30 protein-coding genes and 2 pseudogenes are annotated in these 25423 nt (G+C 59.7%); 18 read left to right on the top strand and 14 right to left on the bottom strand.

What is annotated here, in order from left to right; genetic code table 11:
• The first annotated feature begins 11 nt into the window (after positions 1–11).
• From G9X68_RS03550 to G9X68_RS03535, 4 genes are all read left to right on the top strand, one after another.
• Complete coding sequence (locus tag G9X68_RS03550; RefSeq protein ID WP_171601292.1) at positions 12–1817, top strand: amidohydrolase; 1806 nt, start codon at positions 12–14, stop codon at positions 1815–1817.
• Between the two features lie 504 nt (positions 1818–2321).
• Positions 2322–3221, top strand: a complete 900-nt coding sequence (locus G9X68_RS03545) for a sulfite exporter TauE/SafE family protein (protein WP_244956104.1) — start codon at positions 2322–2324, stop codon at positions 3219–3221.
• A gap of 10 nt (positions 3222–3231) precedes the next feature.
• A complete protein-coding gene (locus G9X68_RS03540) occupies positions 3232–3975 on the top strand; it encodes an SDR family NAD(P)-dependent oxidoreductase (RefSeq protein WP_171601291.1) in 744 nt (247 codons plus the stop codon).
• A complete protein-coding gene (locus tag G9X68_RS03535) occupies positions 3972–4889 on the top strand; it encodes an RNA polymerase sigma factor (RefSeq protein WP_171601290.1) in 918 nt (305 codons plus the stop codon). The genes G9X68_RS03540 and G9X68_RS03535 overlap by 4 nt, the downstream gene beginning before the upstream one ends.
• 140 nt (positions 4890–5029) lie before the next feature.
• On the opposite strand, the gene G9X68_RS03530 is transcribed toward G9X68_RS03535, so the two are convergent.
• Complete coding sequence (locus tag G9X68_RS03530; RefSeq protein ID WP_171601289.1) at positions 5030–6013, bottom strand: phosphotransferase enzyme family protein; 984 nt, start codon at positions 6011–6013, stop codon at positions 5030–5032.
• A 152-nt stretch (positions 6014–6165) separates the two neighbouring features.
• Between G9X68_RS03530 and G9X68_RS31760 the strand changes: the two genes are divergently transcribed.
• The gene (locus tag G9X68_RS31760; RefSeq protein WP_425328638.1) at positions 6166–6603 is read left to right on the top strand and encodes a hypothetical protein; all 438 of its coding nucleotides are present in this window, start codon (positions 6166–6168) and stop codon (positions 6601–6603) included.
• Positions 6604–6815: 212 nt separating this feature from the next.
• Positions 6816–7130: a hypothetical protein gene (locus G9X68_RS03520; protein ID WP_138388034.1), complete on the top strand. Its 315-nt coding sequence runs from the start codon at positions 6816–6818 to the stop codon at positions 7128–7130.
• A 630-nt stretch (positions 7131–7760) separates the two neighbouring features.
• Here G9X68_RS03520 and G9X68_RS03515 read toward each other — a convergent pair.
• Positions 7761–8105, bottom strand: a complete 345-nt coding sequence (locus tag G9X68_RS03515) for an ArsR/SmtB family transcription factor (protein WP_171601288.1) — start codon at positions 8103–8105, stop codon at positions 7761–7763.
• 106 nt (positions 8106–8211) lie between these two features.
• Here G9X68_RS03515 and G9X68_RS03510 point away from each other — a divergent pair, with 106 nt between their 5' ends.
• Positions 8212–8958: a glucose 1-dehydrogenase gene (locus G9X68_RS03510; protein WP_171601287.1), complete on the top strand. Its 747-nt coding sequence runs from the start codon at positions 8212–8214 to the stop codon at positions 8956–8958.
• A gap of 332 nt (positions 8959–9290) precedes the next feature.
• A complete protein-coding gene (locus tag G9X68_RS31755) occupies positions 9291–9659 on the top strand; it encodes a glutathione S-transferase family protein (protein ID WP_342355320.1) in 369 nt (122 codons plus the stop codon).
• Here G9X68_RS31755 and G9X68_RS03500 read toward each other — a convergent pair.
• Complete coding sequence (locus G9X68_RS03500) at positions 9616–10533, bottom strand: AraC family transcriptional regulator (protein ID WP_171601286.1); 918 nt, start codon at positions 10531–10533, stop codon at positions 9616–9618. The two genes, G9X68_RS31755 and G9X68_RS03500, sit on opposite strands and share 44 nt — an antisense overlap.
• Before the next feature lie 159 nt (positions 10534–10692).
• On the opposite strand from G9X68_RS03500, the gene G9X68_RS03495 reads away from it, so the two are divergent.
• On the top strand, positions 10693–11079 hold the full coding sequence (locus G9X68_RS03495; protein ID WP_171601285.1) for a limonene-1,2-epoxide hydrolase: 387 nt from the start codon (positions 10693–10695) through the stop codon (positions 11077–11079).
• A gap of 77 nt (positions 11080–11156) precedes the next feature.
• Here G9X68_RS03495 and G9X68_RS31750 read toward each other — a convergent pair.
• Both G9X68_RS31750 and G9X68_RS03490 read right to left on the bottom strand, forming a co-directional pair.
• Positions 11157–11434: pseudogene (locus tag G9X68_RS31750) on the bottom strand (transposase); the annotation flags it as partial.
• A gap of 36 nt (positions 11435–11470) precedes the next feature.
• Complete coding sequence (locus G9X68_RS03490) at positions 11471–12016, bottom strand: BA14K family protein (protein WP_171601284.1); 546 nt, start codon at positions 12014–12016, stop codon at positions 11471–11473.
• Positions 12017–12427: 411 nt separating this feature from the next.
• Here G9X68_RS03490 and G9X68_RS03485 point away from each other — a divergent pair, with 411 nt between their 5' ends.
• On the top strand, positions 12428–13099 hold the full coding sequence (locus tag G9X68_RS03485) for a hypothetical protein (RefSeq protein ID WP_171601283.1): 672 nt from the start codon (positions 12428–12430) through the stop codon (positions 13097–13099).
• A gap of 625 nt (positions 13100–13724) precedes the next feature.
• Here the strand turns inward: G9X68_RS03485 and G9X68_RS03480 are convergent.
• Positions 13725–14615: a LysR family transcriptional regulator gene (locus G9X68_RS03480; RefSeq protein WP_171601282.1), complete on the bottom strand. Its 891-nt coding sequence runs from the start codon at positions 14613–14615 to the stop codon at positions 13725–13727.
• Between the two features lie 104 nt (positions 14616–14719).
• On the opposite strand from G9X68_RS03480, the gene G9X68_RS03475 reads away from it, so the two are divergent.
• Together G9X68_RS03475 and G9X68_RS03470 are read left to right on the top strand one after the other, a co-directional pair.
• Positions 14720–15589 carry an SDR family oxidoreductase gene (locus tag G9X68_RS03475; RefSeq protein WP_171601281.1) on the top strand — a complete coding sequence of 290 codons (870 nt, stop codon included), beginning with the start codon at positions 14720–14722 and terminating at the stop codon, positions 15587–15589.
• A gap of 39 nt (positions 15590–15628) precedes the next feature.
• Complete coding sequence (locus G9X68_RS03470) at positions 15629–16102, top strand: AtaL-like protein (protein WP_171601280.1); 474 nt, start codon at positions 15629–15631, stop codon at positions 16100–16102.
• A gap of 254 nt (positions 16103–16356) precedes the next feature.
• Here the strand turns inward: G9X68_RS03470 and G9X68_RS03465 are convergent, their stop codons facing one another.
• From G9X68_RS03465 to G9X68_RS03450, 5 genes and pseudogenes are all read right to left on the bottom strand, one after another.
• Entirely contained in the window at positions 16357–18297 is a 1941-nt protein-coding gene (locus G9X68_RS03465) for an adenylate/guanylate cyclase domain-containing protein (RefSeq protein ID WP_171601279.1), read from the bottom strand.
• A gap of 99 nt (positions 18298–18396) precedes the next feature.
• Positions 18397–18492 (bottom strand): annotated as a pseudogene (locus G9X68_RS31745) (antibiotic biosynthesis monooxygenase); the annotation flags it as partial.
• A 228-nt stretch (positions 18493–18720) separates the two neighbouring features.
• A complete protein-coding gene (locus G9X68_RS03460) occupies positions 18721–19299 on the bottom strand; it encodes a DUF308 domain-containing protein (RefSeq protein WP_171601278.1) in 579 nt (192 codons plus the stop codon).
• Between the two features lie 234 nt (positions 19300–19533).
• On the bottom strand, positions 19534–20163 hold the full coding sequence (locus G9X68_RS03455) for a hypothetical protein (protein WP_171601277.1): 630 nt from the start codon (positions 20161–20163) through the stop codon (positions 19534–19536).
• Between the two features lie 72 nt (positions 20164–20235).
• Positions 20236–20826, bottom strand: a complete 591-nt coding sequence (locus tag G9X68_RS03450; RefSeq protein ID WP_171601276.1) for a TetR/AcrR family transcriptional regulator — start codon at positions 20824–20826, stop codon at positions 20236–20238.
• Between the two features lie 198 nt (positions 20827–21024).
• On the opposite strand from G9X68_RS03450, the gene G9X68_RS03445 reads away from it, so the two are divergent.
• The 3 genes from G9X68_RS03445 to G9X68_RS03435 all read left to right on the top strand — a co-directional run bounded on the left by G9X68_RS03445 (position 21025) and on the right by G9X68_RS03435 (position 22388).
• The gene (locus tag G9X68_RS03445) at positions 21025–21756 is read left to right on the top strand and encodes an SOS response-associated peptidase (protein ID WP_171601275.1); all 732 of its coding nucleotides are present in this window, start codon (positions 21025–21027) and stop codon (positions 21754–21756) included.
• 75 nt (positions 21757–21831) lie between these two features.
• The gene (locus G9X68_RS03440) at positions 21832–22152 is read left to right on the top strand and encodes a hypothetical protein (protein WP_171601274.1); all 321 of its coding nucleotides are present in this window, start codon (positions 21832–21834) and stop codon (positions 22150–22152) included.
• Positions 22149–22388 (top strand): hypothetical protein, encoded by a 240-nt coding sequence (locus G9X68_RS03435; protein ID WP_129418303.1) that lies wholly within the window; start codon positions 22149–22151, stop codon positions 22386–22388. The genes G9X68_RS03440 and G9X68_RS03435 overlap by 4 nt, the downstream gene beginning before the upstream one ends.
• A gap of 142 nt (positions 22389–22530) precedes the next feature.
• Here G9X68_RS03435 and G9X68_RS03430 read toward each other — a convergent pair whose 3' ends face one another.
• A complete protein-coding gene (locus G9X68_RS03430; RefSeq protein WP_171601273.1) occupies positions 22531–23133 on the bottom strand; it encodes a TetR/AcrR family transcriptional regulator in 603 nt (200 codons plus the stop codon).
• A 51-nt stretch (positions 23134–23184) separates the two neighbouring features.
• On the opposite strand from G9X68_RS03430, the gene G9X68_RS03425 reads away from it, so the two are divergent.
• The 3 genes from G9X68_RS03425 to G9X68_RS03415 all read left to right on the top strand — a co-directional run bounded on the left by G9X68_RS03425 (position 23185) and on the right by G9X68_RS03415 (position 24627).
• Positions 23185–23634, top strand: coding sequence for a VOC family protein (locus G9X68_RS03425; protein WP_171601272.1), 450 nt, complete (start codon positions 23185–23187; stop codon positions 23632–23634).
• Entirely contained in the window at positions 23631–24005 is a 375-nt protein-coding gene (locus G9X68_RS03420) for a nuclear transport factor 2 family protein (RefSeq protein WP_171601271.1), read from the top strand. The genes G9X68_RS03425 and G9X68_RS03420 overlap by 4 nt, the downstream gene beginning before the upstream one ends.
• Before the next feature lie 223 nt (positions 24006–24228).
• Positions 24229–24627 carry a hypothetical protein gene (locus G9X68_RS03415; protein WP_171601270.1) on the top strand — a complete coding sequence of 133 codons (399 nt, stop codon included), beginning with the start codon at positions 24229–24231 and terminating at the stop codon, positions 24625–24627.
• Between the two features lie 22 nt (positions 24628–24649).
• Here G9X68_RS03415 and G9X68_RS03410 read toward each other — a convergent pair whose 3' ends face one another.
• On the bottom strand, positions 24650–25057 hold the full coding sequence (locus tag G9X68_RS03410) for a helix-turn-helix domain-containing protein (protein ID WP_171601269.1): 408 nt from the start codon (positions 25055–25057) through the stop codon (positions 24650–24652).
• A 4-nt stretch (positions 25058–25061) separates the two neighbouring features.
• Positions 25062–25367: a type II toxin-antitoxin system HigB family toxin gene (locus tag G9X68_RS03405; protein ID WP_240602204.1), complete on the bottom strand. Its 306-nt coding sequence runs from the start codon at positions 25365–25367 to the stop codon at positions 25062–25064.
• Positions 25368–25423 lie beyond the last annotated feature (56 nt).

The raw sequence follows: 25423 nt of genomic DNA, 5'->3' as shown, positions 1-25423 counted from the left end.
ACGAGGGTAAAATGATCAGAAAAATATTCATCGCGGTTGTGACGAGCTTTTCTTTCTCTGCGGTTCAGGCACAAACGACGCAGGAGCAGCCCGGTGCTGATCTGATCATTTTCAACGCAAAGATCTTCACCGGCAACCGTGCTCAGCCCGAAGCTTCAGCTTTGGCGATCAAGGAAGGCCGCATTTATTTCGTCGGCTCTGATGTGGATATTCTCGGTCTGAAAAAATCGGAGACCAGGGTGATTGATGCGCGCAGCCGCCGGCTCATCCCCGGCATCATCGATGCTCATACGCACGTCCTCAACGACATGGCTTACAACTACAATGTAAGATGGGATGGCGTGCCGACGTTGCGTCGCGCGTTGAGCATGCTTAGCGAGCAGGCCGCACGCACGCCGGAGGGCCAATGGGTCAAGGTAATTGGAGGCTGGTCCCCTTACCAGTTTGAAGAGAACCGCTTTCCCACGCTGGGCGAACTGCACGAGGCTGTGCCCGACCGCCCCATGATCGTGCAATATGCCTACAACCGCGCCTTCTTGAACAAACAGGCGATGGAGGCGCTTGGCGTGGGCACCGATCGGTTCCCAAAGTTGCCGGACACCGAATTCGAAAAGGACAGCCGCGGCAATCCCACTGGTGTGGTCCACGGATACACGTGGTTGTTTCTTGCTTTGGAGACCATGGTGCCGCAGCCCACATTCGACGAACAAGTGAGTTCGATAGTCTATAGCATTCACGGTCTGAACCGGGTCGGCGTGACCTCGATCATCGATAATGGCGGCAGGTGGCCATACCCGGAGGCCCAGGAGAGGGTGGACGTGCTTGCACGAGACAATCGCCTCAATGTGCGCATGCCCTTTGTGGACTTGCAACTCGGCGACGGCGGGCCGGTAAACATGGTGGATCTGGAACTCGAGGCGATCACGAAAACGGCGCCGATAAGTCCAGGACAAAACCTGCACCCCACCCTGGCACATGGCCATGAATATCGAGGGGCCGGGGAGGTTCTGAGCGGGGAAGTGCACGATCATGAAAACTTCGACCGGCCGGCGGTCATCATCGAGCCCGAGACGATGCGACGCTTCGTCGAGCGGGATGTGATGAAGCTGGTCCAGAGGCGTATCCCGTTTCGCATGCACATCAGCTACAACGAGAACATCTCCCCCTTTCTTGACGCTCTGGAGAAAGTAGACGAAACGATCCCGCTCGATGGCCTGAAATGGAGTCTCGAGCACGCTGAGACCATCAGTCCGGAGAACATCAATCGGGTGAAAAAGTTGGGTGGCGGAATTGCCCTGGATGCCAAAATGGCGCTGCACGGCGATGGTTTTATCAAAACCCATGGTCGCGAGAAGGCTCTGGAGACCCCGCGTCTGCGCAAGCTCGTGGATAGCGGCATGCCGCTGGCCATGACCACCGACGCCTTCCGGGCAGCCACGTTCAACCCGTGGGTCGGTATAAGTTGGATGGTATCCGGCAAGTCTGTGTCCGGATCCGAAATTCTTGCTGAGGACAATCGCCTATCCCGCGCCGAGGCGCTGAAACTGTTTACCAATGGTGCGGCGTGGTTCATGAATACAGAATCCGAAATGGGCGTAATCGCTCCCGGATACCTGGCGGACCTTGTTGTGCTCGACAGGGATTACTTCACCGTGTCGGAAGATCAGATCAACTCCATCTCTTCTGTGCTCACGATCATGGACGGAGAGGTCGTGTTTGGTGCGCAGGACTATAGCGCTCTATCGCCAAAACTGCCCGAGATCCTTCCCGCTTGGTCACCCGTAAAATCCTTCGGCAGCTATCATGGGGAAAAATGAACCCAGCGGAAAGGTTCTCCCGCTTTCCCCAACAGTTCCATTGCAGAAGCTCGTTGGACTCCGGTTTTGCCGCATGGCGATACCCCACCACGTTGGAAGCGCCATCGCCTAAATGTGGGAGCAGCAGTTGCTCGACACGCGAGTGCCGCGGTCGCCGAGATCGGCAAGCGCAGAGCACGTCCCGCCACCGCTGGCGCCGGCAAGCTTAAGGCCAGCGATATCGTCCCGTCGATCATCGGAAAGCCTGGACCAGCTGCGTCGTCGGTGGGAACGGCCGACTGGATCCATGCCACCATTCGTGTCGCCTGCAAGCACCTAGTCTAGGTTGATCGAAACAGCACGTTGTCGTTGGAATTGCTGTTGAAGCCCATGTTTCAACGCCCGCAATCGAAGATCACGGTAGTCGTCCACTTTCGGCCCTAAGCCGACGTTGCAATCCAACCTTATCTTGGTGAATTCGATTATCTCCGTTAGGGATAGCGATATCTTCAATGGGCTATATCGATGTCTGAGGGTCTGCCCGCCTCGCAACCTAAGTCTCAAAATCTCCCTGTGGCCTTTGCAAGCGGGGGCATTATCGGTGCCCTCGGCGGGTTGATTGGGCTTGGAGGAGCGGAATTCCGGTTACCTCTCCTGATCGGATTGTTCAATTTTGCGGCTCTTGAGGCGGTCATCCTCAACAAGGCCATGAGCCTGGTCGTTGTTGCCACCGCGCTCCCGTTCCGTGCTGCGACAGTGCCTTTCAGCACGATCGCCGAGAACTGGCCGATCATCGTCAACCTGCTCGCTGGAAGTCTGCTCGGGGCATGGTTTGGCGCGGGTTGGGCAACCCGCCTGAAGTCGGAAACCCTCTACAAGGTGATTGCCGCCATGCTGGTCGCGATCGCCGCCGTCCTGGTCGTTGGCCACGACGCGACAGCCAGCCAGGCGCTTCTGACCGGCGTGGCCCAGATGATCGCAGGCGTGGTGGCGGGCTTCATCATCGGGATTGTGGCATCCCTGCTCGGCGTGGCGGGCGGAGAGCTATTGATCCCGACGCTGGTCCTGCTTTTCGGGGCGGATATCAAACTGGCCGGAAGCCTCTCGCTCGCCGTAAGCCTGCCCACCATGCTGGTCGGGTTCACCCGCTTCAGCCGCGATCAAAGTTTTTCGGTCTTTGGCCGCAACAAGACCTTCCTGCTGGTCATGGCGGGGGGCTCAATCGTCGGCACCTTTGCCGGCGGCCTCCTGCTTGGCATAGTGCCAAACGCCTTCCTCCTGCCGGCCCTGGCCGCAATCCTGCTGATCTCAGCGATAAAGGTTTGGCGGCACAGCCAATTCAACGACACCCGCGAAATAATGACTCTTTTCAGTTCATTCGAACGTCCTTGTTGCGACTGCCTTTGCGCGGTTTGGATCGAATGAGGAAAAGAACATGGATTTGGATGGAAAACGAATAGTTGTCGTCGGTGGTAGCCGCGGGTTGGGCTTCGGAATGGCCGAGGCGTTTGTAGCGCGCGCAGCTAAAGTGACCGTCGTGGCTCGCGACGCGACGACTTTGCAAGCGCTGGGAGAGCAACTAGCCGTCACGACTGTGTCTGCTGACGCGACCAGTGCCGACGCCGCGAAGAGGATCATGTCAGAGACACGACCTGATGTCGTCATCATGAACGCCGGCGCGGAACCGCCCATGGAACGTATCGACCGTGTTGGCTGGGAGGCGTTCACGACCAACTGGAACGTCGATGTGAAGGCCGCCCTGCATTGGGTCCAGGCCGCTCTGACGTTGCCGATGGCGTCGGGCGGGCTGGTCGTTCTCGTTTCCAGCGGAGCCGCGGTGCAAGGCTCGCCACTGTCGGGAGGCTATGCAGGAGCAAAACGGGCGCAGTGGTTCATTGCAAAATATGCTGAGGGCTTGTCGACCCAGCTTGGCCTCGGCCTGCGTTTCCGGGTCATTGTTCCCCGGCAGATGTTCGCAGGAACCGGCGTGGGCAACGCCGGAATCTCCGGCTATGCTGCGGCGGCGGGCCGCTCATTCGCCGAACAGGCCGCTACCTGGCCGGACATGACACCGCGTGGCTTTGGCGATATGGTAGCCGAACTGATCGGCAACACGGCGCTAGAAGAGGCTATGATCTACGCCGTGCGTGGAGATACGGGCGTGACGGTCATCGAATGATGGATGAAGCTGCCCTCGAAGCAGAAGCGAAGAGCACACTATACGCGGCGCTGGCCAAGGAGGCGGATGCAGTTCGCCCGGAACTGCATCGCTATGCCGCCCGATTGGTCGGCTCGGTGATCGACGGCGAGGACGTGATACAGGACGCGTTAGTCAGTGCGTTCGCGATGGTCGACTCGATCTCGTCCGGCACGCCGCTGCGACCCTGGCTGTTTCGCATTGTTCACAATCGCGCCATTGATGCGCTGCGCCAGCGAAGTACCCGTCCGTCAGAGCCGCTGGACACGGCCTTTGATCTAGCTGATGTCAGTGCTGTTGATCCAGAGGATGCGCTGATTCGGCAGGACACGGTGCGGATTGCCTTGGCTCACTTTGCCAAATTGCCGGTGCCGCAGCGTAGCGCGGTGATCCTCAAGGATGTGCTGGGAGAGTCCATCGCAGACATCGCCGCGCTATTAGGCCTGAGTATCGATGCTGTCAAAGCTCATCTCTCACGTGGTCGGGCAGGATTGCGATCCATCTCCGAGTCAGAGTCCGAAGTTCCGCTGCCCCCAAGTGCCGAGGTTCTGAATTTCGCAGCGCTCTTCAACGCGAGGGATTGGACGGCCCTGCGCAGGCTGCTTGCCGAGGATGTTCGGCTTCGTCAGGCACGACGGCCGCAGGTCTCCGGTGCGGCGAACGTTGGCCGGTTCTTTTCCTATTATGCAGACTATCCGCGGGTTTGGATCGAACCGGCTTGTCTGGAGGGCAGGGAGATATTGCTGGTTTCGGCTGCGCCGTCCGCTGCTCCAGCTTACTTCATGCTGCTTGAATGGAGGGACCAAAAGATAACACTGATCCGCGACCACCGATATGCGACCTACGTCATGGAGGACGCGGCTGTGACGCGGGCCGCATCGCGACGCGAATATTAGGCCTGGCGCTCTCACGGCTCGTGTTGGCGCACAGATCGTCGCGTCAAAGCAATGTACCTGCACCAGGAGTGGGCGAAGGTCGAGGTGCTCGCCCATCTCCGAGCTGCTACTCCGATCCTCCGGGACGAGCAGAACTGAATTCAAAACAGGCGGTCGACACATCGCTCGGTCTCCCACGTCTTAAGGAAATTCGCCTGCCTGGCAATCCAGCCGACAGTCTCGCTTCCCCATTCCTGGGCCCGGCTGGCATACTCACCCATCAACCAGATGTGGCGGACGATCACAAAGCGATGGGCGGCTTCGAAGTCGTCTGGCGTGATCGGCCGAACGGCCCGATAGCCATCGACGAAGGCGTCCCACATGTCGGTCGACCTCCGGCCGAAGGATGTTTGCGCCCATAAAAACACCGACAAGTCGTAAGCGAGGTATCCCGGACCGCCGTCATCGAAGTCGAAAAATACGGCTTCGCCGGCGTCGTTGATCCGTGCATTGAAGCCGTGGCAGTCACCATGGCAATAAGTCCAGCTCAGATTGGCAAGGGCTTCGATCGCCTTTGCGGTCCGCGCAGCGATGTCTTCAAGTTCGCTGCGGGCGTCCGCGTCTTCCACGACGCCGCTATCGCATATTCGGGCGAGAGGCCGATGCAGCAGGTGTTCGAGATCAAGCTGATAGAGGGATCCGTCCGGCTGGAATGTCTCGGCGGCATTGTGCATCAGAGCAAGCGTCTTGCCGTTGGCCCGTGCATCGCCGGCATCCGTCGTATCCGGCTTGCGGCCTCCGATCTCCCGGAAGAGCACGGCCTGGCGCACGCCCTCCGGCGCCTGTCCCTCAGCGAACAAGCTGCCCTCGCGTGTCGGGATGGGTGCTGCGACCGGAACGCCTGATTGCGCAAGGTGCGCCAGGAACGCCGTTTCGGTCTTGACGTCGGCCGGGCCACGGGCGCGGCGATGGGAAAGCCGGAACACATACCGCTCGCCGTTGCTTGCAACGGCCAGATACACATCATTCAAGCCGCGTTGCAGCATCCGGCAGGAAACCGGCCCAGCAAGCGGATAATGCCGATCGATGAACTGTTCGATGGCCGCAACCTGCGGGGTCGAATAGAGCGGATTAAAGTCGAGCATGGGCGCTGTACCATCGGGCTTTGCTGGCAGGCTGCTTCCGCGGTGAAAAGACAATGAAGGCGGTGGCGGCCGTAGGCACGTGCGATTGCAATGAGCTGCTGATTGGATAAGCTGAATGACGCTATTGATAAAACCAAGAGATGAAAAACAAAATGCAGGCTTCGCGATTTTTGAAAGAAAACTCTATTTCGATTTCTCTGCTTTCCATCATTTTCGGTTTGTCTGGATGCGTCACCACTAAAGACGGTGTCGCTGTTTCTGCGGATCACAGTCGGGCTCTGAGTGGAGAGCGGACAAAGATGGGCCAGTCCTACAATTTGAATGAAGACTGCACGGCTGCAACAATCGCCAATATAAAGTTGGTAGAAGCCCCGGCGCATGGCTCGGTTGAATTCGTCAAAGAGAATATTTATTCAAATTACAAGGATGGCATCCGTATTAAATGCAATTCCAGGAAATCTCTCGGCGTGTCGGAATACTATACTTCCAACAGCGGCTATTCTGGACGTGACATGTACAAGGTGAGGGTGTCCTACGGGGAGGGGACCATCAAGGACGTCACCGTCAACATCAATGTGATCAAGAATTAAGCTAAGGCCAAAGGTTGGACCAGTCGCTGACTAGCTGTTCGCGTGTCGGCCTGTTGCTGTTATGAGCCGGCTCCAGCCCCTACGCGGCGGTACTCGTTCAATTGCCACTCGGAAGGAAGCATCGGGATGACATTCCTATATAATGGAGCTTCGCGGTATAGTGGTCGAAAATTCGGTGGGCTAGGCAACGAGGCAAACTTCGAGATGAAGCCATGAATGTCGATATTCTGCACGAAGAAAAAATCATTGGGCACGCCGATCTCGGTCCCATCGATCCGTCGATGGGCGTTGCAGGGGGACATTTTGTTCCCACTCCAGATTATGATCCACGCCTCCACGCGTTCGTAATTGACGGCGAATATAATGATTTAGAGGGCAAGGCCCAGCTCTCTGCGTGTTCAGCAGAGTTCGGGGTGCTTCGATGCGAGGGCGTCGCGATTGAGGATTTCAATGAAACCGTTCAGGAAATAAATATTATCATCTTGGGCATGGCCTATCCTGAATATGAAACCGCCTTTGCATCTTAGTTGCGCTTGGGGGGATGAAATTTTTGCTTCCGGCAGTCTGCGCCCTGATTTCGGTTTTCGTCGCAGCGACGAGCGCTCACGCGTGCGCAGTACCTCGACCATTTTTTTCTGAGCTGTTCGACGCTGACGTGATCGTTCGGGGCAATTTCCGGGACTACGAAGTTTTGGAACCGGGCCAAGAGGCGCGGGTGACCCTCGAAATACTGGAGACCCTGAAGGGGAGCGTTCAACGGGGTCCATCGTCTTTCAATTGGACACGAAGCGGGCTTGCGGACCAGTGGAGGGGGCCGAACGACGTGATTGTGGCGCTCATGCGATCGAACCCGGATAACCGCGAAAACTATGAAATCATGCGCGGCTGCCGGGTGCAGGGAATCTACCGGACGGACAAAGACAAAGAGCTCGTGATGGAGATCATAACCCGAAGCGCTCGTTGATCTGCTGCTGTCCGCTGTTGGTGCTCCCGCATTGGGTCGCCTGTCGGTCCAATGCGCGGGTCGCAAACTACGCCCACAATCATCAGTAGGGCAGATAGAAAGGGCGACTGGATCCATGCGACCATTCGTGTTGCCTGCAAGCACCTAGACGAACCTCCGTCGGCCATTGGGGACTATGCTGCTCTAGGGGCGATCAGTCCGTCTTCGGCTGTCCGGGAAGCTGGCCGTAAGCCGTCAGAATGGCCCTGATCAGGCCCGGGAAGCGTTCGTCCAGCTCGGTGCAGCGCGTTTGATTGCGCATCTCCACACCCTGGCGCTCGCTCATGATCAGCCCGGACTCGCGCAGCACCTTGAAATGGTTGGACAGCGACGACTTTGGAATGACGCGATCGCCGAGATCGGCAAGCGCAGAGCACGTCCCGCCACCGCCGGCGCCGGCAAGCTTTGCATAAATAGCAACGCGCTCCGGATCGGACAGCGCATAGAGGATCGCCTCGGGCTTGATGTCCTCCAGGGCTGGGTGAAAGAGCGGTCTCATGAATTTTATATAGCGCCCCTTGACATCGAGATCAACAGTTCCGAATTTCCGAACTATGGAACAGTGCCGCCAATCCCGGCGGCTGTCCGGATCGGAAGGAACAAGAATGGCCAAGCTCACAGGAAAGGTCGCTGTGGTAACGGGAGCCTCCAAGGGAATCGGTGCTGCGATTGCCAAGGCACTCGCGGCGGAAGGTGCGCAAGTGGTGGTCAATTACGCCTCGAGCAAGGCGGGAGCGGATGCCGTGGTCGAGGCGATCGGCGCGGCCGGTGGCAAAGCCATCGCGGTGCAGGGCGATGTTTCGAAGGCCGGTGAGGCACAGGGACTGGTCGATGCTGCGGTCAAGGAGTTCGGCAAGCTCGACGTGCTGGTCAACAATTCCGGCGTCTATGAATTCGCGCCGATCGGTGAGGTGACCGAGGAGCAATATCGCCGCATCTTCGACGTGAATGTTCTCGGTGTTCTTCTGACCACCCAGGCAGCGGTCAAGCATCTCGGCGAGGGCGGCAGCATCATCAACATCTCCTCGGTGGTCACCAGTCTGGCGCCGCCGGATTCCGCCGTCTATACCGGGACGAAGGGAGCCGTCGAGGGCATCAACAGCGTGCTTGCCAAGGAACTCGGCCCGCGCAAGATCCGCGTCAACGCCATCCTGCCGGGGATGGTGGAAACCGAGGGCACGCACTCGGCCGGCGTCATCGGCTCGGATTTCGAACAGACCATCGTCGCTCAGACGCCGCTCGGCCGCATCGGCCAGCCGAATGATATCGCCGGTGTCGCCGTCTTCCTCGCTTCCGACGATGCCCGCTGGCTGACCGGCGAGCGATTGGCCGCCAGCGGCGGCTTCCGCTAGAACAGGATGAATTGAGGCCGGGTCGGCCTCAAACCTGAATTCTGTTCTGAATTAAACAGTTAGAGCATGTTGCGCAAAAGTGTGCAGCGGTTTTGCGGCAACGACATGCGTAAAAACAAAGACCTAAAGCGCGAAGAGCGAATCTGAAAGTTCGCGACGCGCTTTAGAGCATGAAGTCGTCCGAAAACCGCTCACGCTTTCCGGCATCATGGCGGATGACAGGGACGCAATCCTGTTCGAAAGCATGGTGATCTGCGAATATCTCGAAGAGACGCAGGGCGGCGGCAAGCTCTACTCTGAGGACGCGCTGTCGCGCTTAACAGCGCGCGTGGATCGAATATGGTACGGCGACTCTAGCCGAAGCCTGGCAATTCCTAAACGCCAAGGATCGCACGACCGCAGACGCCAAGCCGGCAGCGTTCCGAAACCGGCTAGAGAGGCTCGAAGATGTGCTTGGCCAGGGGGCGAACTTCTCTGGATCGACGTTCAGCATGGTCGATGCGGTGTTCGCGCCTCTGTTCCAGTATTTCGACCTCATCAACCCGACCGTGACGCAGATGATATTTCAGGGTCTCCCACGCGTATCCCTATGGCGTGAGGCTTTGGCATTACGAGAGAGCGTCGTCGCGGCCGTGGGTCGGGACTACAGTCACCGTTTCAAGCAACATCTGGTCGAGCACCAAGCGATCTTGGCGGATTGAAGCCCCCCAAGCCTGCCTTCGCTCTCTCGGTATCTTGACCCGGCGGCGCTCCGAAGAGACGCTTGTACTCACGGCTGAATTGCGAGGCGCTTTCATAGCCGACCGCAAATCCCACCTCGGCTGCACTCACCTGGTTCGCGATCATGCGACGGCGGGCCTCGTGGAGCCGGATATATTTCTGATACTGAAGCGGGCTGACGGCGGCAACGGCTTTAAAGCGATCGTAAAACACGGATACGCTCATGCCGGCGAGCGCAGCGACCGCCTTGAAATTGAGGCGCTCGGTGTAATGGTCGCGGATCCAAGCCATGGCCTTTCGGATGTGCATCAGGCGCGAGTCAGATCCGGCAATCTGACGGAGCAGGCCGCCGTGCGGTCCCATCAGCAGCCGAAACATGAGCTCGTGCTCCAGAGACTGAGCCATGACCGGGATTTCGGTTGGGCGATCGAGTAGTTCCAGTAGTCTTCCCCAAGCGCCCAGAAGCGACGCGCTCGCAGTGCTAACGCCGTATCCCGATTCAATCGGCAGCTCTGGTATCGCTGCCATTTCAAGTACGAGATCCGACAGCAGGGCTGGGTCCAAAAACAGACCGACTGCTAGAAACGGTTGATCCTCAGACGCCTCACAGATCTGACCCAACGCAGCGATCTCAGCCGCGACGATCATGCTTTGGCCAGGGCCGTACTCAAACATCCTGTCGCCGATAAACATGCGCTGAGTTCCCTGGATCACCAGGGACGCCGCAGGATCGTAGATCAGCGGATCGATCTCGGTTGTATGGTCGAGGGTGTAAGCGAACAGTCTCGGCAGTTGAGGACTCTGACGGCCAGCGTGGCGCACCGCCATGGCGCGGATTTTGTCGAGTTCGCTCATCATGGCAACTTAACTCGATTGCCCAGAATTATCAATCATTCCGGAAAATCAGGCAATCATAGCGGAAGATCTGGCATCGTGGCGGCGCGATTCAAGGCCTATCTTCAGGCTGAACACAGAGGCCGTTGAGGCTTCGAAATCATCCAGAAAGGAACTGCCATGCCCACCCCAACCGAAACTGTTTCGGCTTTTTGCTCCACATTCTTGGAAGACGGCGGAAGGCCAGCCGTCCGTCGCTGGTTCACACCCAACACGCGCTGGGTCAACGAAGGCGTTTCAGTCACGAACGGCGTCGAAGAGGCTATCGCCATGATCGACGGACTGGAGACGTCGTTGGGCATCTCGACGGTCCATATCGACATGCTCGCGATTGCCGCCGACGGATCTCGCGTTCTCACCGAAAGGCTCGACAGGTTCGAGCGTGCCGACGGCAGCGAAATCGGACGCGTGATGATCATGGGCATTTTCGAGATCGAAGGTGACAAGATTGTCGAGTGGCGGGATTATTTCGACGTTACAGCCGTCCAGAAGTTCGCTGCCGCCTGAGACGCCGGCTTGTGAACGATGGGGCTGGACGCGGAGATTATTGTCTCCGCGATCAGCACAACGCGCCAAATTGGGAACGCAGCCGTGCGGTGGGCTTTAAGATGAGTCGCGTCGACATGATGCGCTCAGGCCTGGGCCGTCCGCCGGTGAGCCCGGCGAAGACGGGGTCGAAGACGCCGAGCGGGCTCCAACGGATGAAGCGGTTGTCGAGCGTTTTGTGCGGCCCATAACCTGCCGGCGCGTCCTTTCACTGCAGGCCATTGCGGATCACGTAGACGATCCCACTCACCACTCGCCGGTCATCGACCCGCGGAACCCCGCGCGACAGCGGGAAGAACCGCGACATCTGCGCCATCTGGCGCTCGCTCAGCAGAAACTAATCACCCTGAGCCTAGTAGGGCGAGACGCACGCCCGTCGCGGACCGTAATAGGGCTGGAACGTGTTGTCGTAGGCCCTGTAAGACCGGTAGCGCGAGTAGCACCAGCGCGTATGTCCGTTGCCGCCACTATAGACCTGGCGGTAACGCGGCGCGTAGTAGCGCGGGCGGTAAGGCGCGTAGTAGCGCGGACGGTAAATGGTCGACCCGTAGTAGCGCGGCGGACCGTAATAGGGCGATCCGTAGTAGCCCCCGTCGTAGTAGCCCCGACCGTAGTAGCTCGGGCCATAATATCTCGGCTGCGCCAGCATTCCGCCGATGATTGCGCCGGTGGCAAGCCCGCCGAGTGCCCAGGCCCAATCGTCGCCACGATGGCGGTATCCACGCCCGCGATAGCCTCGATAGCCGCCTCGGTATCCACCGCGATAATTTCTGTACTGGACCGGCTGCGTCTCCGGGGCTTCGATCTTCGGCACGGCAATGGTGGGAAACGCCATGGCCGGCGGAACGCTCGTCAGCGCCGTCACCAGCGACAGGATAACGATTGCTAACCTTTTCATTGGCTCATCTTTCCTTCCGTAAGCGCTGCGCGACGCATGCGACGCGCAAGGGCGTTTCAGCCCTCTCGATGCGCTGGTTAATTTTACCCTAAAATCGGCTGGGATTCGAGGAATTTCGCAGGAAGGCCTTTCGTCGACAGCGGGGTCGCGGCGAAAGCACGCGCCCATCCTCCGTCATCTCATATGAGCCGGTGCGCGCTCCATGAAACATGTGCTGCAGGGCTCGGCATGCGTCGTCGGGCGGCGCTACGTCTGCGCAATTCCGCGGCCCTCTCGTTGGACGCTGACGTGGAGGAAGCGTTGCACGACCTTGCCGACGAATTTGGCGTGACGCGCAGCCACATTGACGCCGGCGGCGTCACGATAGACTGATAGGTCTTCTGGGGACGTGCAAAGTGGGGACGAGTGTGCATGAAAAATTTCTTATCACTATGCGGAGGGGTTTGGTTTCTCGCATCAGGAGCGATTGCACAAGATGCGACGCCGGGATCGGTTGGGGAGCTAATGAATGACCTTGCAAGCACCAACCCTTTGCTCCACGCGATTTTCACAGATCATATGGATGAAGCGAAGGAGATAAACGCGAAGTTTCAGGCAGGAGAAGAGGCGGCCGCGTTGAAAGCCGCGTCCGACATGCTTCGAAAACACGGACACCCCGCACTCTCGCGTGCGAGCGACGCTTCTGCGATTGAGGTGCTGAAGAAAGCAGGCGATGTCATTGATGCTCTGGGCGATCACTATCCGCGAGGATGCATCGAGTTCGTTCATAATGATATCTCTTCCGAAGCGCTGTCTGTTTGCAGCGTGAATGAGGCCTATCGGAAGTATCAGGAGGCTCAGCTTGATGCATATGAGGATGGAAAGTATCGCGAACCGATTCCGAGGATGGAAATCGGAGATATATTCCAGGTAGTTACCGAGGATCTGAAAGTAAGCAGGGCCGAGATGCATACGTTGCTTAATCCAGAAAACGTGGCCGCCATCGAACTATGCGCAATCATAAGAAAGGACCTCAACGTATCAGCCGTGCGAGAGCCATTGCGCGGGCCATACGCGAGGGCCAATATATCATCGAAGAAATAAGCATTTCCGAATTGTAGTAGAGAAATGGAGCAAAAGAGCAAATGCCTCGCCTGACTCTTCTCGCAATCCCGATATTATTAACCGGCTGCGGGACTCCCGAGCGGTGGGATCCGGTGTATTCCAACCAGACCGCGCCAACGGCAGCCGACAGATCAGCTGTCATCGAATATGCACGGAAGACGTATTACAATGAGCGTGAAATCAGCGACGCGACCATATCGAACTCACTGATATTAAGCGGTGGTGATCGGATCATCTGCATCAGGTTTAAGGCGAAGAATAAACTCACAGAACGTGCCGGCGTGACGACAGAATCCTTGCACTATGACCAAAGGTACGGGTTTGCCCTTAGTGGCTATATGCATCAGGACTACCGCTGCAATGCCAAACGGCTACAGTATTCTCCGTTCGAAGAATTGGAACGCCTTTTCTAGCGCCAATCTCAGCTAACGGAGTCGAGCTCCGATGTGATGCGAACGAAAATCGATACCGTTTGAGAGACTTCGGTAGAGCGCGCGATTCCACAGCTCTCATCATCGCCGGAGGGCGCGTCGTTGGAAACGAGGTAGCGAGCTAAGAGAGCCTAACGCGGTAAACCCGCCGAAGAAGCTGGCAAGCGCCGTCATCACCTGCCAATATACGCGGCTAATTCGTCAGCCGTCCCATTGGGGAAGGCCTGTTTGAGAAAGTCCAGGAACGCCGACACGCGCGCGCTGAGCAGCCGCCGCGATGGGTAGAGCGTCCAGAGAGCGATTTCGGGGCCGTCGATATCTCCCCAATTGACCAGAGTGCCGTCCGCCAGGTCGTGGCTTACCAGCGAAATGGGAAGGCGTCCCGCACCGACGCCGGCGCGCACTGCATCCCGGACCATGATGAGCGTCGCCAAGGTGAGCACAGGTTCGATCCTGATCGTCGACCGGCCGCCTTCTGTCTTCACCTGCCATGTTTGCCGATCGCCTGCGCCGCGCATGACGCCGGGAGCGGCGTGTCCGCCGGTCGGGCGGGGAAGATCGGGGCTTGCCACCACCACCAGCCGGTCACGGAGAAACACCCGTCCGACCAGGCTTTCGTCGGGATCCGGATTGACCCGGATGACCAGATCGTAGCCTTCCTCGATCATATCGACAGACCGGTCCTCACTCGTTACCTCGAGCCTCACCTCCGGATATTGGAGGGCAAAGCCCGCGGCGATCCTGCCCATGGCGGTCTGGGAAAAATGCAAAGGTGCGCTGATCCGCAATCTGCCCTTGGGTTTTTGACCGCCGGAGGCAATCGCCGACGCCGTCTCGTCCAGTTCGGAAAGCAACGCCCCAGTCCGCTCGAAGAGCGCCCGCCCTTCCTCGGTAAGCTTGAGGTTACGCGCACCCCGTTCAAACAGCCTCAGAGCGAGGCTGCTTTCCAGCTCGGCGACACGCCGCGACAGGGTTGCCTTCGGCCGGCCGGTCGCCCTTGCGGCTTTGCCGAAGCCACCATGGCGGGCAACGAGATTGAAATCGGCAAGCGCAAGAAGATCCATGAGCGTTCCACCAGCGAGACGGCGTGTCCAAAATCGCCGTCTATCGGACTACCAGTGAACCACACATATTCGAGGTGTCAAGCAACTCAACACGGAGAAAAACCATGACCATTCTCGTCACCGGCGCCACAGGCAATGTTGGCCGCCAAGTCGTCGAACACCTCATCAAGCGCGGCGCCGATGTCCGTGCTCTCGTCCGCGACCCGTCGAAAGCCGAATTCCCGGCTGGTGTCAGCGTCGCCCAAGGCGACTTCCTCGACGTCGACTCGCTGCGCAACGCCATGTCGGGCGTGTCGACCCTGTTCCTGCTCAACGCCGTGGTGCCGGACGAATTCACCCAGGCTCTGATTGCACTGAACGTCGCCCGATCGGCCGGCATCGAGCGGATCGTCTATCTCTCGGTGATCCACGCCGACGTCTACGTGAACGTGCCGCATTTCGCCGGCAAGTTCGGCGTCGAGCGGATGATCGAGCAGATGGGTTTCAAGGCGACCATCCTGCGCCCGGCCTACTTCATCCAGAACGATCTGATGGTCAAAGACGTCATCACCGGCTACGGCGCCTACCCGATGCCGGTCGGGCCCAAAGGTCTCTCCATGATCGACGTCCGTGATATCGCCGAGATCGCCGCCCTTGAGCTGCTGCGCCGGCAACAGGCTGCAGAGCCACTGGCGCTCAAGAGGATCAACCTCGTCGGTCCGGAGACGCTGACCGGAACCGATATCGCCGCCATCTGGTCAGACGTGCTCGCCCGCCCGATCCACTATGGCGGCGACAATACCGAGGGCTTCGAGCAGAATCTCAAGCAGTTCATGCCTGCCTGGATGGCCTACGACATGCGGCTGATGGGCGAACGCTTCATCACCGACGGGATGTTGCCTGAGGCCGGCGACCTCGAGCGTCTGACAAAGCTGCTCGGACGCCCGCTGCGCAGCTATCGCACCTTCGCCTCGGAAACTATTGCTTCCGCCTGAGGCAAGCCCAACAGCCATCTGACCACAAGGATTATCACCATGATCTATTCGACCGCCACAGTTCCGGTGAACCCGGAAGGCGAAACCCCGTTGACGCGCGCCGAGGCGTGGCAAGGTCTCGAACGCAAGGCACGCGACGCCCGGCTCTTTCTTCCCGCCGGTCTCTGCACCCGCTGCGATGTCGTGGAGGAAAGCCCAACCCACTTCGTGCGCGAGGCGACGATTGCCGGGCAGGATCTGCGCGAGATCATCACCCTCGAACAGCAAAGCAAGGTCACCTTCTTTCAGGCCACAGGCCCACGCGAGGGAGCTATTATCAACGAGCTCTTCGAGGATGAAGAAGGTCAGCTGCAGTTGCGCTTCTACTGCTACATCGGGTTGCGCGGCAAGGAGCCGAACGGCCCGGAAGAGCAGGCCGAGCAGGCTCAATTCGACGGCGAAACCGGTTACAAGGCCGCCTTGCTGTCGACACTGAAGCGAACCCGCGAACTGCTGGCAGAGGGAAAGCTCTAAACATCGCCGCAACACAAGCAACGGGGCTGCAACCTTTCTCCAGCCTCATCCTGAGGTGCCCCGAAAGGGGCATCGAAGGACGGGGCTGGCCATGGGCCGAGCCGCCTGTCGCCTCCGAAGTGGACGCACTGATCATTTCCGGATACGTCGCTATCCTTGCTCCAGACGCCACCCCATCCTCCGTCTTCCTCGGGCTTGACCCGAGGATCCACTCGCGCCTCCATCGGGCATGGATCCCAGGCTCAGGCCATACATCAAGGCCCGGGGGAGGTTGGGGAGCGGACATCCCCGACAAGCTCCCATAGATCGACCTTCTCGGCGCGTCCCTTGACCTGCACGAGGCCCAGCGGGCGAAGGGTGAAGCGATCGGCGACCGCCTCGTGGATGGCGGCGCTCACCAGGATCGAGGTGTTGAATTCCTTGTTCAGTCCTTCCAGCCGTGAGGCGACGTTGATCGTATCGCCCATGGCGGTGTACTGCTGACGTGAAATCGCGCCGAAGCTGCCGACGACGGCCGCGCCGGTGTGCAATCCAAAACGCGTGATGAGTGCGGGACGGCCATTCCGGCGGTTGGCTTCATTCAAGTCGTCGACTGCCGCTTTCATGGCAAGGGCGCATCGGCAGCCGTTTTCGGCATGTCCGGCATCTGGAACAGGGGCGTTCCACATGACGAAAATGGAATCGCCGAGATATTGCACGACAGTCCCGCCATGGCGCTCGGCGATGGTATTTAAGAGTTCGAAATAGGCCGACAGCGTATCGACCACGTCCTCGGGCGAATGTCGCTCGGATATGGTGGTGAAGTCTCTGATGTCGGTGAACAGCACAGTCACATCCTGCCGCTGCGCCTTGACGGCGGTTCTTCCCTTGGGATCGATGATCCGCCTGACGACTTCACGCGGAACATAGAGGGCAAACTGGCTAATGGCATGGCGGCTTGCCGCCAGCGCGCTCGCCAGCGTGTTGATCTCCGATATGAAGGAATGGGAGACGCCTTTTTCGCCGACATCCAGATCGCCGATCCTGCGCGCCTCGTCCGCCAGGCGATAGAGGGAGCGGCTGACCATGCGCGACAGCAACACCGATGCAGCAAGGCCCGCGATCACGAATGCGCTGGCAATCAGGAGATTGTGCATGAGCAGCCGATTGGCCTCAGCCACCAGATCTTCCAGCGGCACGACGATTGCGGCAACGCTTCCCTTGAACAGACCGGACACGTTGACGGGGGCGATCTGCAGGATCTGGCGTTCGCCATCGAAATCGATCCGCACCACGCCGCCATCTGCAAAGGCCGGATCCCGCCTGAGCCTCGCCACCGTTTCGAGGCTTGTGTCGTAACTGTCTGTCGTCGTATCGACGGCAACGGCGCCATCGGCATTTTTCGACCATATGCCGAGAAGCCTGTTCATGATTGCCGGGTCGGAATGGGCGATCAGATCATCAGCATCATCGATGATGTAGGCGCGCGCCCGCGGCGAAATCTCCTGCGCATCCAGCAGGCGACTGACAGTCATCAGGTGGATGTTGATGCCGACGACAACCCGACCGTCGTCTCTCATCGGTGCTGCGATCGTCAGCGTTGGAAGCTGCAGCGTTCCCGCAACATAGGGTCCGACGGATACTTCCTTGCCATGCTGGATGACGGATTTGTACCAGGGGCGTTGCCGCGGATCGAATGATGCATAGTCGACGTCACGCTCGGCGATCGGCCTTGCCTGGGGGTCGAGGAAGCGAATTGTCGATATGACGTCCGGGCCCTGTCTGCGTGCGATCGTGCGGATCGCGAAAGCCGTGCCATCGGGTGCTGCGAGGATCCGGCGGACATCCTGCCTTTGCGTGTTGATGACCTGCAGATACGAGCCGTCAGGATAGCCGGTGTAGACGCTCGCTGCGTTGGGGACGTTTCGCAGAACCTCCAGAAAGAATTGCTGTTTCGCCGTGATATCCTGGGGCGGCGGGGAGGCGAGCAGCGGCAGGGTAGAAGCGAGCGCCGCCGCCTCGGTGCCGCCATGCAGCGTATTGCGATACCCCTCGATCAGCCGCAGGCTCAACTCGCGCATCTGCTGCACGCCCGCATTGACCGCAGCATCGCTTCCTTGCCTGAACGCCAGCCAGATGATCGGCGTCGACGTGAAAAGCAGCGATGCGACGACCAGGACGCCGAGATGCAGTCTTAGGGGTTTGGACCAGTGCACGAGATTTCCCCCGAAATGCAGACACGTCTCAGCACACCAAGCATAGCCAACGATTCAGCTAACCGCTTTTCGAAAACTTACACAAGGCGGTGAGTGCGGTCACACCGCCGCTGCACGTCTCGGCAGAACGAGATCGCCGACCGTGTAGCTATGGAACCCGTCTTTGGAGACCGCATCGAGCCTTCGGAACTTCTCTGTTCGCCGGGTGATCGCTCCGATCGCTGGGCGAAGCGCTTGCCACCCGCCCTCGTCCTTCGCGGCTCCGGCCTTTGGCCTGCGCACTTCAGGATGAGGGCTGGTCGGTGTGTCGTGCAGCTGCGCTTCCTGTTGAAACAGGCTGCAACCTCTCTCCAGCTGAGCGGTCCTGGCGGGCCGGCCGCCGCCGCCCGGCATGGCGTGGGATATCTCCCGCGCTTTCCTCGCTCAGGCCCGCTTCCGCCGCATCTGCGTGACGCTCCGCCAGACGGCCGACACCAGGAAATAGAAGGCGCCGAGGCCGGCATAGCCGGCGATGTTGGCAATGGACGGCGCTTCCGGCATTTGCGCCTGGGCGATGAAGAATGCGCCTGCCACCGCGGATTGGCCGCCGCTGAGGATCATCGCCCACTGGCCGCCATGGGTCTTCCAGCGCCGGACAGCGGCTCCGAGCTGCAGCAGGCCGGAAAAGATCGCCCAGAGGCCAAAGACGCCGAGAACCCAGTTCATGCTCATCGTCAGCGCGACGATCACGGCAGCGGTCGTCACCGCACTGACGGCGACGTTGATCGCCTGGCTGCGGTTGTTTGCCAGGCCGCCACTGCGCCCTGCGTCGACCAGGTTGGCGGCGGCATCCCAGGCCGGGTATAGGATCAGCAAGGCGGCCGCGACGGCGAGCGACTGGTGGCCGGCCGTCAAGGCTGCTGCGACCCAGATGGCGGAAAAGGCTGCGCGGGTGAAATAATAGCGCGTTAGCCACTCTTCCCTGTCGCCAGACGCGACGGTGGTTTGATCGGTGGTCATCATGATCTCTTCCTGAATGTGATGGTGTTGGTCTGATAGGGACGGCTCACCGTCATGAGCGGCGGCGTCCGTCATCGCGATTGGATTTCCTGGGCTTGCGGGAACCGCCCCGGCACCGCCGGTTGCCGTCGAGACGGTGTTCTCCGTCGTTCGGGTCCATCGGCTGCAGTCAGGCGGCATTCCCTGGCAAATCGCCGGTCGAACCGGGGGCGGCCCGGCCGACCGGCGACGACGTGGTCACATGGGCGGGACCACGCCATTTTTCCCGACAAGGACCTGATGGGCGAGGGGACCCGAGGCAGCCTTCTCGGCGGGGATGAAGACGACGGCGCCGGGAACGAGATCGTCCTTGGTGGCTGGAGCGATGGTCACGACCGGCGTGCCGTCCGGAATGGAGATCTTCTTCTCCTTGCCGTGATAGGAGACGGTGACGGTGCGGCCATCGATGCCCTTGACGGCGTCGGCCACGGTCGCATTGGTCATGCTGCTGTTGGGCTTGAGGTCCCAACCATAGCTACCTTCACCGGCGCCCTTCATCGCCGGCGGGAAGATCAGCACTTCAAGCGCGCCGTCGCCGCCGCCTTCGCTGGGCAGGGATGCGATGCCGACGAAGTCGCCCGGCTTGATGTCGGTGACCGCGGCATTTGCGACGCTCGCCAGTTTCCAGCCGTCGGCAAGGGTGACATCGACGGTCTCTCCTTCACGGGTCTTCACCTTGAGAGCGGACCCGCTATAGGTGACGATGCTGCCCCTGACATGGATCTGCTCGGGTTTCTGGTCTTCGGCATGGATGGGCGCCGGCAAGATGGCCGCCGACGCGACAGCGCTGAGCCCCAGCACGAGGGCGGGAAGAATGGTCTTGATCATGTTTGTCTTCCTACTAGTTGGTAGTTTTGCTGGTCGTGTTTGTCGCTCCGGGCGTTCATCCCGCCCGGAGCTTTATCGAGCGGCGGCCGGAGTGAGCCGCTGCAAGGTGGGCGCCAGAATGGTGGCGAAGACCTCCGGGGTTCCGTAAGCCCGGGCTGAAAGCATGGCGCCATGGACGGAGGCCATGAAGGCCTCAGCCTCGACGCGCGGTTCGCTCGACAATGTCAAGCTCCCGTCCTTGGCGCCCCGTTCCATCACCGAGGTCAGCCATGCCGACGCGAAGCGGAAGAAGGCCTTGACCTCGGCCGCGACCTCCGGCGGCAGCGCCGGCAGCTCGCTCGCCAGCAGGGCGCAGACGCAAAAAGGTCGGCTTGCATCCTCGATGCACTGGGCCCAATGGCCGGCATAGGTATTGAGGAGCGCGAGGGGATCCTGCACCTGCTGTTCCAGGCCCGCGATACCCGCCTCGGCATCTTCGCGATATCGCACGACAAGCGTGCGCACCAGGTCGGTCTTGCTCGGAAAGTGGTGATGGATGCTGGCCTTGCGGATGCCGACGACGGCAGCAATATCGGCATAGCTGAAGCCATTATAGCCTCCGGTCATGATCAATGCTCGGGCGGAGGCCAGGATTTCGTCGGAGGTCGTCAAAAGATTGCTCATAGGCTTTATCTACCTTCCAGTAGGAAGGCTGTCAAGCGCAAAGCAGATTTTGCGTCTTCAGCGGTCGTCGAAACGGTGACAGGCTTCACTTTGACTCTGGCGAAAGTAATGGCGGCATCGGTTGTAGCGACCGGCCTTGACTCGCCTCGAACACCCAGAACATAATCAGAACATCTAATATGCGGGATGGAGTTTTGGATGTGCGGCCGCGTCTATATCAAGACATCGCTTGAGGAGTTGGTGCGCAATTTCGCCTTCGCAGAGCGAGGCGCGATCGATGCGCTCGGGAACCGATTTCCGCGCTATAACGGCGCGCCGACGCTGGATTATCCCATCATCATTCGCGACATGGTCCGCGAGCCTGATATCATGGGGCCGGTGTTCGCCTCGGCGCGCTGGGGTCTGATGCCGGCATGGATGAAGCCGGGAGGGCGTCCGCCGCCGATCAATGCGCGCTGCGAGGGTATCGGTACCAACGGCCTGTTCCGCTCGGCCTACAGGTCGCGCCGTTGCCTGGTGCCGATCAACGGCTTCTTCGAGTGGAAGGATATCTTCGGCACCGGCAAGAACAAGCAGCCCTATGCGATCGCCATGGCTGACGGCTCGCCCTTTGCGCTCGCCGGCATCTGGGAGACGCGGCGCGACAATGACATAGAGATCCGGAGCTTCGCAATTGTCACCTGCGAACCGAATGAAATGATGGCGCAGATCCATGACCGCATGCCGGTGGTCCTGCATCGTGAGGATTATGAACGCTGGCTATCGCCGGAACCCGATCCGAACGACCTGATGAAGCCGTTCCCGGCGGAACTGATGACCATGTGGCCGATCGGCCGCAACGTGGGTTCGCCCAAGAACGACACGGCTGACATTATCGATCCGATCGACCCCGATCCGATCGACCCCGATCCGGAACCGACGCTGATCTGAATTCACCGGCTCGGGCGGGAGCCATCCATCAACCATGCGGTCAAAGGAATACCTCGCGAGAGGACAGGACGACGCATGCCAGAACAAATCACATGGAAATCGTGGGAACATGTCAGTGGCCGGGAAATCAGATTTAAATGGCGGCACGCCTGGAAGGAGAAACCCGGTGACGATTACGTCGCTTTTGACGGCGACACCCAGATCGGAAGGATATTCCGGTCACAGGCAGGCGGAGGGATCGATAATCGATGGTTCTGGATCGTGGCGACTGACGGCAGCCATCGACTGGATTGGCCGTCGGCCGGATACGAGGACAGTGCCTATGTCGCCTCAAGACGGCTGGAAATGATCTATGAGAGCATCAAGAGCGGGAAACGCAGGACGGTGCAGCCATGAGCATCGAAGGCCATTCGAGTGCACCGGGCGCCAATGTGATCGTCGAGCATTATTGCGAACACCACGATGCTGACGGCACACGCTGCAAGGAATGGGGAGGCTGGGGCCACAGCCCATCCCCGGCCGTGCCAACGCGCTGGTGGTGCTTTGAGCATTTCCCGCATAAATCATACGAACAGGAACAGGCGCTCAGGCGAAAGCTGGAGGCGGCCGAGGGTGGGAAAATCATCCAATAGGAGCTGGCTGATCATCTCGATATCGTTGACGCGGAAAGCAGAGTTTCTGCCGTCAGCCGTCGGTCGAGACGGTGAGGGATTTCCACGCCGCCAATCGCCTCTGCCCTGGCATGTCGGCTTCGCCCATCGCGACGGGAGGGTCTCACGCGCCCGACGGTGCAACGGCCCGCAGCGCGGTCCTGACGATCGCATCGCCGAACTCCGGCGAGACCGGGCGATGGCCGACCAGCAGCCGGAAGAATACCGGTCCGTAGATCATGTCGAGCAGCGCCTCCATATCAGGCGGCGCAACGATCTCTCCCCGAGCCAGAGCCTCCTCCAGGATGACACGACCCGCGTTGCGGCTCGACAGGATCACCTGATTGCGGAAGGCCTTGGTGAATTCGCTTTCCGGGTCGGCGGCCGCAAGCGCCATGGTGATCTGCCGCCCGCGCGTGCTTGCAAAGGCAGTCACCAGTCCGCTCATCTGCGCGCCGAGAGCCGCCTGCGCCGTGGCCCCTCCGACCTCCGCTTCCGGTAGCCGGTTGACCAGAAGAGCGGCCATCGCCAGTTCCTGCGCGTTGGCCCAGGAGCGGTAGATCGTCGGCTTGCCGACACCGGACCGCGCCGCCACGGCTTCGATCGTCATGCGGCCGAAACCTTCGGCCATCAGGATTTCATGGGCGGCCTCCAAGGCACGCCTCTGCGCGGCAGCGCTTGGCGGCCGCCCTCGTTTCTTCGGTATTGCGTTATTCTCTTGACTCATATCTTTACGATACGTAACGTTAATAAATAACCCAGTCAAGGAGGATCATCCATGCCGAGTTTTGCCCGAAAAGTGAGCGCCTACTTCATCGTCAAGGATGCGGCACGGGCCATCGACTTCTACAAGGAGGCTTTCGGCGCCACGGAAGTCTTCCGCATGACCGATCCTTCGGACGGACGGATCGGCCATGCCGAGCTGCGTTTCGGAGAGACGCTGATGATGCTGGCAGACGAATATCCGGACTTCGGCGCCCTGTCTCCCGATACCATCGGAGGCTCGCCGGTAACCTTCCACATGGACACGGTGTCGACCGACGAAGCATTGGCGCAGGCGCTGTCGGCCGGGGCGACGATGTTGCGCCCGGCGACCGACCAGAGTTTTGGCGAGCGGGTGGCGCAGGTGCTTGATCCCTTCGGTCATCGCTGGATGTTGTCGCAAACCATCGAGCAGGTCACGCCCGAGGAGATGCAACGCCGCTGGAACGAGGATATATCGGCATGAGTGCCGCAGCCCTTGAAGCGCTCGAGGCGGCTGAGCGCGCCTTCAACGCGGCGATGGTGTCCAACGATCCCGCCCGGATCGCCGCCTGCATCACGCAGGATTGGGTGCTGGTGACGTCTGAACGCGGCCCAATCCCTGCACAGGCTATTCTTTCGGCGATCGGATCCGGTGTCCTGAGCCATGACACGATGACCAAGACGACGCATCACGTCCATCTGATCGGCAATGTCGCCACGGTTACCGGTCGCGGGCAGAACACCGGCATGTTCCGTGGCGAACCGATATCAGCCGACGAATGGATCACCGACGTCTATCACCGGGAGGGTAATAGGTGGCGCTGCGTACTCAGTCCTGCCAGGAGCGGTGCCTAGCGTGACGGCGCAGAATGCGGTCGCAGCCGGAGCCCCGGGCAAGGTCGTGCTCAAGCGGGGTTAAGGCAGGGCCGGGGGACGGTGCAGATCTCTTGATCATGCCCGTTCTCTGGCGGTTGCACTGGAAGGCAGCGCATACCAAAACATCCGTCTTGACTCTCTCCATCATCAGAACATCGGCGCGGCGGCCGCCATCTGAAAACCGAAGATGTGGAGAGCGGATATGCGCGAGCAGCCGATCGGCGAAGCCGTGGAAGATGATGAGTGGCCTGCAAGTGATGTGATGTGGCCGCCGGAGAAGGAGATTGAGGTCTCCGAGGCGCATGCAAGCCTGGTCAAGGCCGTGGCGGGGAGCCGAGGCGTGAGATTTTTCACGGCCTTCATCATCGACATCCCCAGCGATACCTATCTCGGCGATGTCCAGATGGCGATCGACGGGGCCGCCGGCGAGGCCTGCGGCATCCTGCTGACGAAGCATGTTACCGGCCGTGACGCCGCAACAGGCGCGCCGGTTTTGACCGAGGAAGCCACGCGACCGTTCAAGTTTCCCTGCAGCGAGGGCGTCGCGAAAGCGATGTCGGTATTCTGCGGCAAACTCAAAATGGCGGGCATCTTCCCTTGAGCGCCGCCATGCATGTCCATCTTTAAAGCGATAGAAATACCGTCGCTGGAATCAAGAATCGCTCACTCAGCGCGCGAGCCTGTCGGACGTTGATTTGTCTCTTTCCTCTGAGAATCTCGGACACGACGGACTGAGCGCCGACTTCCGGCACCTCGGACTGGCCAAGATTCCGCTCTTCCATGATGTAACGCAGTGCATCAGCTCCGGTCACCGGAGGCATTGGGCGGTTTCGCTCGTCATAGGCCTCGACAAGGTCTCCCATACGCGATGCAAGCAACGCCAAAGGATGTTCCTCGTCGTCGCCGACTTCAGCCAGGATCTCGTCAAGTTGCTCCACGAGACGATCATATTCAGCGTCATTGGTCGGCATGGCAAGAAGAGGGGCTACATGCATCCAGTGCTCGCTGACCAGTTTTACAAGTGCGCTCATCGGGCTAAGCCTTCCATGTTCCTTTGTCGTATTCCGCATGGTCCATAATCTTCTGGAGATAGACCTTCTTGAATGTGTAATGGACCACCGCGATCAATCGCAGCTTGTTGCCGCCAATGTCGAATACATGGTGCCGTCCGACCTTGTCGGTTGCCGGAAAGAGTGACTTCATGTCAGCGAAGTCAGTCGGCTCCGACGACTTCATGAGCCGATACCAACTATCCAGGGCATTGGTCGCCTGCGGCCATCGGTCTTTCGCTTCCCAGATCTTTTTCTGTGTAATGACGTGCATAGATCCGGAATCGCGCATCGCATTTTGCTATGGCCGCAATCTAGCTCAACCATCTGATTATAGCAAGTTGCTAT

It is taken from the genome of Rhizobium changzhiense (assembly GCF_013087625.1).
In the GTDB taxonomy this organism is placed as follows: domain Bacteria; phylum Pseudomonadota; class Alphaproteobacteria; order Rhizobiales; family Rhizobiaceae; genus Rhizobium; species Rhizobium sophorae.
The sequence above is the reverse complement of the archived record's forward strand: the minus strand, read 5'-3'. Positions and strand labels throughout refer to the sequence as shown.

Bases quoted from the DNA above. Each gene is read 5' to 3' on its own strand.
- G9X68_RS03550 (WP_171601292.1), top strand. From the start codon at position 12: ATGATCAGAAAAATATTCATCGCGGTTGTGACGAGCTTTTCTTTCTCT.
- G9X68_RS03545 (WP_244956104.1), top strand. From the start codon at position 2,322: ATGTCTGAGGGTCTGCCCGCCTCGCAACCTAAGTCTCAAAATCTCCCT.
- G9X68_RS03540 (WP_171601291.1), top strand. From the start codon at position 3,232: ATGGATTTGGATGGAAAACGAATAGTTGTCGTCGGTGGTAGCCGCGGG.
- G9X68_RS03535 (WP_171601290.1), top strand. From the start codon at position 3,972: ATGATGGATGAAGCTGCCCTCGAAGCAGAAGCGAAGAGCACACTATAC.
- G9X68_RS03530 (WP_171601289.1), bottom strand. From the start codon at position 6,013: ATGCTCGACTTTAATCCGCTCTATTCGACCCCGCAGGTTGCGGCCATC.
- G9X68_RS31760 (WP_425328638.1), top strand. From the start codon at position 6,166: ATGCAGGCTTCGCGATTTTTGAAAGAAAACTCTATTTCGATTTCTCTG.
- G9X68_RS03520 (WP_138388034.1), top strand. From the start codon at position 6,816: ATGAATGTCGATATTCTGCACGAAGAAAAAATCATTGGGCACGCCGAT.
- G9X68_RS03515 (WP_171601288.1), bottom strand. From the start codon at position 8,105: ATGAGACCGCTCTTTCACCCAGCCCTGGAGGACATCAAGCCCGAGGCG.
- G9X68_RS03510 (WP_171601287.1), top strand. From the start codon at position 8,212: ATGGCCAAGCTCACAGGAAAGGTCGCTGTGGTAACGGGAGCCTCCAAG.
- G9X68_RS03500 (WP_171601286.1), bottom strand. From the start codon at position 10,533: ATGAGCGAACTCGACAAAATCCGCGCCATGGCGGTGCGCCACGCTGGC.
- G9X68_RS03495 (WP_171601285.1), top strand. From the start codon at position 10,693: ATGCCCACCCCAACCGAAACTGTTTCGGCTTTTTGCTCCACATTCTTG.
- G9X68_RS03490 (WP_171601284.1), bottom strand. From the start codon at position 12,016: ATGAAAAGGTTAGCAATCGTTATCCTGTCGCTGGTGACGGCGCTGACG.
- G9X68_RS03485 (WP_171601283.1), top strand. From the start codon at position 12,428: ATGAAAAATTTCTTATCACTATGCGGAGGGGTTTGGTTTCTCGCATCA.
- G9X68_RS03480 (WP_171601282.1), bottom strand. From the start codon at position 14,615: ATGGATCTTCTTGCGCTTGCCGATTTCAATCTCGTTGCCCGCCATGGT.
- G9X68_RS03475 (WP_171601281.1), top strand. From the start codon at position 14,720: ATGACCATTCTCGTCACCGGCGCCACAGGCAATGTTGGCCGCCAAGTC.
- G9X68_RS03470 (WP_171601280.1), top strand. From the start codon at position 15,629: ATGATCTATTCGACCGCCACAGTTCCGGTGAACCCGGAAGGCGAAACC.
- G9X68_RS03460 (WP_171601278.1), bottom strand. From the start codon at position 19,299: ATGATGACCACCGATCAAACCACCGTCGCGTCTGGCGACAGGGAAGAG.
- G9X68_RS03455 (WP_171601277.1), bottom strand. From the start codon at position 20,163: ATGATCAAGACCATTCTTCCCGCCCTCGTGCTGGGGCTCAGCGCTGTC.
- G9X68_RS03450 (WP_171601276.1), bottom strand. From the start codon at position 20,826: ATGAGCAATCTTTTGACGACCTCCGACGAAATCCTGGCCTCCGCCCGA.
- G9X68_RS03445 (WP_171601275.1), top strand. From the start codon at position 21,025: ATGTGCGGCCGCGTCTATATCAAGACATCGCTTGAGGAGTTGGTGCGC.
- G9X68_RS03440 (WP_171601274.1), top strand. From the start codon at position 21,832: ATGCCAGAACAAATCACATGGAAATCGTGGGAACATGTCAGTGGCCGG.
- G9X68_RS03435 (WP_129418303.1), top strand. From the start codon at position 22,149: ATGAGCATCGAAGGCCATTCGAGTGCACCGGGCGCCAATGTGATCGTC.
- G9X68_RS03430 (WP_171601273.1), bottom strand. From the start codon at position 23,133: ATGAGTCAAGAGAATAACGCAATACCGAAGAAACGAGGGCGGCCGCCA.
- G9X68_RS03425 (WP_171601272.1), top strand. From the start codon at position 23,185: ATGCCGAGTTTTGCCCGAAAAGTGAGCGCCTACTTCATCGTCAAGGAT.
- G9X68_RS03420 (WP_171601271.1), top strand. From the start codon at position 23,631: ATGAGTGCCGCAGCCCTTGAAGCGCTCGAGGCGGCTGAGCGCGCCTTC.
- G9X68_RS03415 (WP_171601270.1), top strand. From the start codon at position 24,229: ATGCGCGAGCAGCCGATCGGCGAAGCCGTGGAAGATGATGAGTGGCCT.
- G9X68_RS03410 (WP_171601269.1), bottom strand. From the start codon at position 25,057: ATGAGCGCACTTGTAAAACTGGTCAGCGAGCACTGGATGCATGTAGCC.
- G9X68_RS03405 (WP_240602204.1), bottom strand. From the start codon at position 25,367: ATGCGCGATTCCGGATCTATGCACGTCATTACACAGAAAAAGATCTGG.